Origin of the sequence: Burkholderia sp. Ax-1720, from assembly GCF_011753035.1 — a bacterium.
Lineage (GTDB): Bacteria > Pseudomonadota > Gammaproteobacteria > Burkholderiales > Burkholderiaceae > Burkholderia > Burkholderia gladioli.
This window is the reverse complement of sequence record NZ_VWWK01000251.1, coordinates 1-7,909: the sequence shown is the minus strand read 5'-3', so window position 1 is coordinate 7,909 and position 7,909 is coordinate 1. Positions and strand designations below refer to the sequence as shown.

Here is a 7,909-nt window from a genome sequence, read left to right as displayed (position 1 = left end):
AACCGCCGCGCGTGAGCCAGTCGCGGGGCGCGGCGCCCAGGCCGGGACGCGGCACCACGCGCCAGTGCGCGTCGGCCGCGTCGAAGCGCGGCCGTGTCACGCGGCGCGCGACAGCAGCAGCGCGTTGGTGCGCTTGACGAAGGCGGCCGGGTCTTCCAGCGCGCCGCCCTCGGCCAGCAGCGCCTGGTCGAGCAGCAGGTGGCACCAGTCGGCGAAGTCGGCGCCTTCGGGCTGCAACTGCTTGATCAGCGGATGCTCGGGGTTGATCTCGAGGATCGGCTGCATCGCCGGCGCCTGCTGGCCGGCCGCCTTCAGCATGCGCTGCAGGTAGCCGCTCATGTCGTTGTCGTCGGCCACCAGGCAGGAGGGCGAATCGGTCAGGCGGAAGGTCACGCGCACTTCCTTGACCTTGTCGCCGAGCGTTTCCTTGATCTTCTCGACCACCGGCTTCATCGCCTCGCCGGTTTCCTCCTGCGCCTTCTTCTCCTCGTCGTCGAGCGCGCCGAGGTCGAGGTCGCCGCGCGCCACGCTGGCCAGCGGCTTGCCGTCGAACTCGTTCAGGTAGGACAGCATCCACTCGTCGACGCGATCGGTCAGCAGCAGCACCTCGACGCCCTTCTTGCGGAACACCTCGAGGTGCGGGCTGTGGGTGGCGGCCTGCCAGGTGTCGGCCGTGACGTAGTAGATCTTGCTCTGCTCGGGCTTCATGCGCGAGACGTAGTCGGCCAGCGAGACGTTCTGCTCGGCCGTCTCGCCCTGCGTCGAGGCGAAGCGCAGCAGCTTGGCGACGCGCTCACGGTTGGCGTTGTCCTCGCCCACGCCTTCCTTCAGCACCTGGCCGAACTCGGTCCAGAAGGTCTTGTACTTGTCCTTGCCGGCATCGTCCTCGGCGTTCGCGAATTCCTCCAGCATCGACAGCGTGCGCTTGGTCACGCCGTCGCGGATGGTGCGCACGTCACGGCTTTCCTGCAGGATCTCGCGCGAGACGTTGAGCGGCAGGTCGGCCGAATCGACGATGCCCTTCACGAAGCGCAGGTACTGCGGCAGCAGTTGCTCGGCGTCGTCCATGATGAACACGCGCTTCACGTACAGCTTCAGGCCGCCGCGGTAGTCGCGGTTCCACATGTCGAAGGGCGCGTGTGCCGGCACGTAGAGCAGTTGCGTGTACTCGCTGCGGCCCTCGACGCGGTTGTGGGTCCAGGCCAGCGGGTCCTGATGGTCGTGCGCGACGTGCTGGTAGAACTGCTTGTACTGCTCTTCGGTGATGTCCTGCTTGGAACGGGTCCAGAGCGCGCTGGCCTGGTTGACGGTCTCGTCCTCGTCCTTCTCGACCATCTCGCCCTTTTCCTGGTCCCACTCTTCCGCCTTCATCAGGATCGGCAGGCCGACGTGGTCCGAATACTTGCGGATGATGGACTTGAGCTTGTAGGAGGACAGCAGCTCGTCCTCGCCCTCGCGCAGGTGCAGGGTGATGGTGGTGCCGCGCTGGGCGCGCTCGATCGCGTCGACCGTGAAGTCGCCCTCGCCCGCGCTTTCCCAGCGCACGCCTTCCGTGGCCGGCGCGCCGGCGCGGCGCGTCTCGACCGTGATGCGCTCGGCGACGATGAAGCCCGAGTAGAAACCCACGCCGAACTGGCCGATCAGCGCCGCGTCGCGCTGCTGGTCGCCCGACAGCTTGGAGAAGAATTCCTTGGTGCCCGAGCGCGCGATGGTGCCCAGGTTGGCGATCGCCTCGTCGCGGCTCATGCCGATGCCGTTGTCGTCGATCGTGACGGTGCGCGCGGCCTTGTCGTAGCCGATGCGGATCCGCAGGTTCGGATCGTTTTCGTAGAGGGCACCGTTTTCCAGTGCCTCGAAACGGAGCTTGTCGGATGCGTCGGACGCGTTCGACACCAGTTCGCGAAGGAAGATTTCCTTGTTGCTGTACAGCGAATGGATCATCAGATGGAGGAGCTGCTTGACCTCCGCCTGGAAGCTCATCGTTTCATGTGCCATTGCGTTTTCCTGTAGCCAAAGGGGATGAATGAGGGAGGATATCCGCCGGGCCCGGCGGCGCTCGCCGCGAAGGCGGGGCCGGATCCGCGCCGGATCGTGTCTTCGGGCACCGAAATGGGGCCGGCCGGGGCGATTTCAAGACCCCGGGGCGATTGATGTTATTGATCGCGCGCGGCTCCGGATCGACTCGGCCGGGCGCGGCTCGCCCGCCAAAGGAAGCGAACCGTTCCGGTGGCGGTCCCGTCCGTCAGGGCCGCCGGCTAGGCCGCGTCCAGCGTGCCCTGGCCGGCGTCGGCCGGGCGCCGCGGCACCGAATCGAGGTAGCGCGCGAGGAACGGCGCGAGCGCCGGATCGCCGCAATTGGCGACGTTGAAGCGGGTCCAGGTGGACGGCGACTGCTGCGGCGAGAACAGGCTGCCCGGCGTCAGCAGGAAGCCCTCCTCGTGCGCGGCGGCGGCCAGCGCGTCGGAGTCGGCGCCGGTATCGGCCCACAGGAACATGCCCGCCGAGGGCATCGTGAACAGGCGCATGCCGACCCGCTCCAGCATCCGGGCCGTCTTGTCGCGCACCCCGTCGAGCCGGCCGCGCAACCGCTCCACATGGCGCCGGTAATGGCCCTCGGTCAGCACCTTGTAGAGCACCCGCTCGTTGAGCTCGGGGGTGGTCATGCCGGCCAGCATCTTCTGGTCGGTCAGCGCATTGGCGATCTCGTGCGAGCAGGCGATGTAGCCCACCCGCAGGTTCGCCGCCAGGGTCTTGGAGAAGCTGCCGACCAGGATCACCCGCTTGAGCTGGTCGAGGCTGGCCAGGCGCGTGGCCGGATAGCGGGCCGGACACAGATCGCCGTAGACGTCGTCCTCCACCACCAGGAAGTCGTAGGCCTCGGCCAGGCGCAGGATCCGGAACGCCTGCGCGGCCGACAGCGAGGTGCCGGTGGGATTCTGCAGCACCGAATTGATCACCAGCATCTTCGGCCGCCACTGCTGGACCAGGGTCTCGAGCGCGTCGAGATCGGGGCCGGCGGGCGTGTAGGGCATCCCGACCAGGCGCGCGCCCTGCGAGGCGAAGCGGCCGAACATCTGGAACCAGGCCGGGTCGCCCACCACCACGGTGTCGCCGGGCCGCACGAACAGCCGCGCGATCAGGTCGATCGCATGCGTGATGCCCGAGACCATCACCAGTTGCTCGGGCGTCGCGCCGATCTCCTGCTCGGCCAGGCGCGTCTGCAGTTGCTGGCGCAGCGGCAGGAAACCCTGGGCGCGCCCCAGGCCGAGCATCTGCGCGCCGGCCTGGCGGCCCAGCGAGCGCAGCGCGCTGGTGATCAGCTCGCCGTCGAGCCAGCGCGCCGGCAGGTAGCCGAGCCCCGGCCCCTTTTCCGGGCTGACCGTGCGCAGCATGTTGCGCAGCAGCCAGACCACGTCGATGGTGTTGTCGACCGCGGCCGGCGGCGCGTCCTGCTGCGGCCGGGGCGTCTCGCCGGGCAGCGCCACCGGGCCGCGCTCGCGCACGTAGAAGCCGGAGCCGCGCCGCGAATCGAGGTAACCCTGGGCCACCAGCCGCTCATAGGCTTCCACCACGGTGAAGCGCGACACGTTCTTGTCGATCGCCAGCTTGCGGATCGAGGGCATCCGCATGCCGGGCCGGAACACCCGCTCGTCGATGCGACGGCGCGCCCATTGCACCAACTGGTCGACCAGGGTCAGCGTGGCGGTGTCGTGCGGCGCGGGGATCTGGTCGAGCGGAACGGTGGACATCGGCGGCCTCCGGCGGGCGGGAACTGTACAGAAAAGTATTGCGCCGATTGTACCGTTACTGTTCCGGTCGACGCGATTACAGTTTTCAGGTCGCCAGCGCAGAGTGGACGAGCCATCGCCCGGATTCGGAGTGGATTCGCCCCGGATCCGGCAAATACCCGGCATCGTTCGCTCCGCATGGCTGCGCGCCCGGGCGCCCGCTACCATCGAAGCCCGTGCGCCCCGCCGCCGCGGCCGCCGGATCCACCCTCCCGGCACCGCCGGCCTTGCCCGAACCCGCCCGCACCGGCTCGATCGAGCCCGGCCGCACGCCCCGCGCCTGCGGTCCGCGGGCATTGCCGCACGTCATCCGTGCGTCCCGCCCCGGCAAGCCGTCCGCGCGCACGCAGCAAGGAATCCGACCATTCGAACCGCCATGAACGCACGACCGCTGAAACTCGACCATCTGGTGATCGCCGCCCGCACCCTCGACGAGGGCACGGCCTACGTCGCCGACACGCTCGGCACCGAGCCCGCCGGCGGCGGCGCGCATCCGCTGATGCGCACCCACAACCGGCTGTTCGGCCTGTGGGGCGGCGCCTACCTGGAGGTGATCGCGATCGATCCCGACGCGCCGGCGCCGTCCGGCGCGCCGCGCCCGCGCCTGTTCGCGCTCGACGAGCCGGCCATGCAGCAGCGTCTCGCCAAGGGCCCGGCGCTGGTGCACTGGGTGGCGCGCGTGGAGCCGCCGCGCCACCTGGATATCTGGCGCCGCCAGTATCCGGAGCGGATCGCCCCGGTCGCGCGGATGAGCCGCGGCGACTGGCGCTGGAGCCTGACGGTACCCGCCGATGGCACCTTCCCCGACGCCTCGGGCCAGGCGGCCGACGGCATCGCGCCCTCGCTGATCCAGTGGGACACGCCGCGCCATCCGTCCGACACGCTGCCGCATCACGACGTCGTGCTCGGCTCGCTGAGCGCCACCCATCCCGAGGCCGAGGCGATCGTCGCGGACCTCGACTGGCTCGGCGCCGGCCAGCTGGTGGCCGTGTCGGCCGATCCCCAGCGCGCGCTGGTGGCCAGCTTCGACACCCCCAAGGGCGCGCGCACGCTGCGCTGAAGGCGCGCCGCCCGCGCCATTCACCCATTCGCCCATTCACCCCATCCTTCCGGAGCCTCGATCAAGATGTCCGATTCGCGCGAAACCCGCGGCATGCTGCTAGGCCTGCTCGGCGTGACGATCTTCAGCCTGACGCTGCCCATGACGCGCGTCGTCGTCACCGAATTCCACCCGCTGCTCAACGGCCTCGGCCGCGCGCTGGCCGCCGCCGTGCCGGCCGCCCTGCTGCTGTGGTGGCGTCGCGAGGCCTGGCCGACGCGTGCGCAACTGAAGAGCCTGGCGGTGGTCTCGGCCGGCGTGATCGTCGCCTACCCGGTGTTCTCGGCCTGGTCGATGCAGACCGTGCCGGCCGCGCACGGGGCCGTGGTCAACGGCCTGCAGCCGCTGCTGGTGGCGCTCTACGCGGCCTGGCTGTCGCGCGAGCGGCCCTCGCGCGGCTTCTGGCTCAGCGCGCTGGCCGGCAGCGCCCTGGTGATCGCCTTCGCGCTGCGCGACGGCGGCGGCCGCCCGCAGATGGGCGACCTGCTGATGCTGGTCGCGGTCGGCGTGGGCGCGCTCGGTTACGCCGAGGGCGCGCGCCTGGCCAGGCAGATGGGCGGCTGGCAGGTGATCTGCTGGGCGCTGGTGGTGTCCGCGCCGTTTCTCGCCGCGCCGGTCGGCTGGCTGGCCTGGCAGCACCACCTCACGCACGCCGAGCCGGTGCCGACGGCGGTCTGGCTGGCCTTCGCCTACGTGACGCTGTTCTCGCAGTTGATCGGCTTCTTCGCCTGGTACGCGGGCCTCGCGATGGGCGGCATCGCCCGCGTCGGCCAGGTCCAGCTGCTGCAGATCTTCTTCACCATCGGGCTTTCCGCGCTGCTGTTCGGCGAATCCGTGACGCCGTCCACCTGGCTGTTCGCCGCGGCCGTGATCGGCACCGTGATCCTGGGCCGCCGCTCCGGCGTGCGGACCCTGCCCCAAGCCGCTCGCGCCGGCTGAGCGCGCAAGCGATAATCCACACCTTCCCCACCCGATGAGGACATCATGAGTGAGCTGCCCCAACCGAACTGGCCCCTCTCCGAACGCGCCCGCAAGCTGACCAGCTCCGCGATCCGCGAGATCCTGAAGGTCACCGAGCAGCCCGATGTCATTTCGTTCGCGGGTGGCCTGCCGGCGCCCTCCACCTTCCCGGCCGAGCGCATGCGCGAGGCCGCCGACCGCGTGCTGCGCGACGCGCCGGCCGCCGCGCTGCAGTACAGCGCCACCGAGGGTTTCCTGCCGCTGCGCGAGTGGATCGCCGAGCGTCATCGCGTGCGCACCGGCCAGGTGCTGATCACCACCGGCTCGCAGCAGGCGCTGGACCTGCTCGGCAAGGTGCTGATCGACCCGGCCAGCCGCGTGCTGGTGGAAACGCCCACCTACCTCGGCGCGCTGCAGTCCTTCTCGCTGAACGAGCCGAACTACGTGCAGGTGCCCAGCGACGAGTCCGGCCTGGTGCCCGAGGCGCTCACGCCCGAGCTGACCGCCGGCGCGCGCCTGCTCTACGCCCAGCCGAACTTCCAGAACCCCACCGGGCGCCGCCTGCCCGTGGAGCGCCGCCGCGCGCTGGCGGCCTTCGCGCAGACGAGCCCGTTCCCGGTGATCGAGGACGATCCCTACGGCGCGCTCAACTACCGCGGCGAGCCGCTGCCGACCATGCTGTCGATGGCGCCCGACCATATCGTCCATCTCGGCAGCTTCTCCAAGGTGCTCGCGCCGGGGCTGCGGATCGGCTACCTGATCGCGCCCGAATCGCTGCATTTCAAGCTGGTGCAGGCCAAGCAGGCCACCGACCTGCACACCCCCTCGCTGACCCAGCGGATCGCCCACGAGGTGATCCGCGACGGCTTCCTCGACGAGCACGTTCCCGGCATCCGCGCGCTGTATGCCTCACAATGCGACGCGATGCTCGACGCGCTGGCGCGGCACATGCCGGCCGGCGTGAGCTGGAATCGCCCCGAAGGCGGCATGTTCGTCTGGGTGCAGTTGCCCGCGAGCATCGACAGCATGGCCCTGCTCGAGGCCGCGATCGCCCAGAACGTGGCCTTCGTGCCGGGTGCGCCGTTCTTCGCCAACGACGCGCAGGCCAATACCCTGCGCCTGTCGTTCGTGACGGTGCCGCCCGAGCAGATCGAGCAGGGCGTCGCGCGGCTCGGCAAGCTGTTGCGCGAACGCCTGTGAGGCCCGCGCCGGTTTCCGGCCCCTGGTCACTCCTCCAACCCAAACCAAGGACATACGACAGATGGCAAACGTCTACGACAAGCTGAAGGCACTCGGCATCGAACTCCCGAGCGCGGGCGCACCGGCCGCCGCCTACGTGATGAGCGCGCAAAGCGGCAATACGGTCTACCTGTCAGGCCATATCGCCAAGAAGGACGGCAAGGTGTGGGCCGGCAAGCTCGGTCTGGACCTGTCCACCGAGGACGGCAAGGCCGCCGCGCGCGGCGTGGCGATCGACCTGCTGGCGACGCTGCACGCCCACACCGGCGACCTGAACCGCGTCAAGCGCATCGTCAAGCTGATGAGCCTGGTCAACTCGACGCTCGAGTTCACCGAGCAGCACCTGGTCACCAACGGCGCCTCGGAGCTGATCGCCGAGGTGTTCGGCGACGCCGGCAAGCATGCACGCTCGGCCTTCGGCGTGGCGCAGATCCCGCTGGGCGCCTGCGTCGAGATCGAACTGATCGCCGAAGTCGAATGACGGCGCGGCGGGTTCGCTTCAAGCAGGTCGACGTCTTCACGGCGGTGCCGTTCCAAGGCAATCCGCTGGCCGTGGTGTTCGATGCGGATCCGTTGTCCGACGCGCAGATGCAGGCGATCGCGCGCTGGACGAACCTCTCGGAAACGAGCTTCGTCTGCACGCCGACCGATCCGCGCGCCGATTACCGCGTGCGGATCTTCACCACCCACCGGGAGCTGCCCTTCGCCGGCCACCCGACGCTCGGCACCGCCCACGCGGTGCGCGAGGCGGGCCTGGCGCCGCGCACGCCGGGCCGCCTGGTCCAGCAATGCGGCGCCGGGCTGGTCGAGCTGCGCGAGCCGG

7 protein-coding genes and 1 pseudogene are annotated in these 7,909 nt (G+C 69.9%); 5 read left to right on the top strand and 3 right to left on the bottom strand.

Annotated elements, in window-relative coordinates:
• The 3 genes and pseudogenes from F3J18_RS38375 to F3J18_RS34245 all read right to left on the bottom strand — a co-directional run.
• Positions 1-100, bottom strand: a pseudogene (locus F3J18_RS38375) (chorismate--pyruvate lyase); the annotation flags it as partial.
• On the bottom strand, positions 97-1,995 hold the full coding sequence (gene htpG / locus F3J18_RS34250) for a molecular chaperone HtpG (protein WP_166916529.1): 1,899 nt from the start codon (positions 1,993-1,995) through the stop codon (positions 97-99). The pseudogene F3J18_RS38375 and the gene htpG, both read right to left, overlap by 4 nt.
• A 260-nt stretch (positions 1,996-2,255) precedes the next feature.
• Positions 2,256-3,749: a PLP-dependent aminotransferase family protein gene (locus tag F3J18_RS34245; protein WP_166916527.1), complete on the bottom strand. Its 1,494-nt coding sequence runs from the start codon at positions 3,747-3,749 to the stop codon at positions 2,256-2,258.
• A gap of 415 nt (positions 3,750-4,164) precedes the next feature.
• Between F3J18_RS34245 and F3J18_RS34240 the strand changes: the two genes are divergently transcribed.
• The 5 genes from F3J18_RS34240 to F3J18_RS34220 form a co-directional block, all read left to right on the top strand.
• Positions 4,165-4,848, top strand: a complete 684-nt coding sequence (locus F3J18_RS34240; protein WP_166916525.1) for a VOC family protein — start codon at positions 4,165-4,167, stop codon at positions 4,846-4,848.
• A gap of 66 nt (positions 4,849-4,914) precedes the next feature.
• On the top strand, positions 4,915-5,826 hold the full coding sequence (locus F3J18_RS34235) for a DMT family transporter (protein WP_025096547.1): 912 nt from the start codon (positions 4,915-4,917) through the stop codon (positions 5,824-5,826).
• 45 nt (positions 5,827-5,871) lie between these two features.
• Positions 5,872-7,047, top strand: a complete 1,176-nt coding sequence (locus F3J18_RS34230) for a PLP-dependent aminotransferase family protein (RefSeq protein WP_166916523.1) — start codon at positions 5,872-5,874, stop codon at positions 7,045-7,047.
• A 61-nt stretch (positions 7,048-7,108) separates the two neighbouring features.
• A complete protein-coding gene (locus F3J18_RS34225; RefSeq protein WP_098181701.1) occupies positions 7,109-7,567 on the top strand; it encodes a RidA family protein in 459 nt (152 codons plus the stop codon).
• The coding region (locus F3J18_RS34220) for a PhzF family phenazine biosynthesis isomerase (RefSeq protein WP_166916521.1) at positions 7,564-7,909 on the top strand (346 nt) is incomplete at its 3' end. The genes F3J18_RS34225 and F3J18_RS34220, both read left to right, overlap by 4 nt.

Coding starts and splice junctions, on each gene's coding strand:
- htpG (WP_166916529.1), bottom strand. CDS start 1,995: ATGGCACATGAAACGATGAGCTTCCAGGCGGAGGTCAAGCAGCTCCTC.
- F3J18_RS34245 (WP_166916527.1), bottom strand. CDS start 3,749: ATGTCCACCGTTCCGCTCGACCAGATCCCCGCGCCGCACGACACCGCC.
- F3J18_RS34240 (WP_166916525.1), top strand. CDS start 4,165: ATGAACGCACGACCGCTGAAACTCGACCATCTGGTGATCGCCGCCCGC.
- F3J18_RS34235 (WP_025096547.1), top strand. CDS start 4,915: ATGTCCGATTCGCGCGAAACCCGCGGCATGCTGCTAGGCCTGCTCGGC.
- F3J18_RS34230 (WP_166916523.1), top strand. CDS start 5,872: ATGAGTGAGCTGCCCCAACCGAACTGGCCCCTCTCCGAACGCGCCCGC.
- F3J18_RS34225 (WP_098181701.1), top strand. CDS start 7,109: ATGGCAAACGTCTACGACAAGCTGAAGGCACTCGGCATCGAACTCCCG.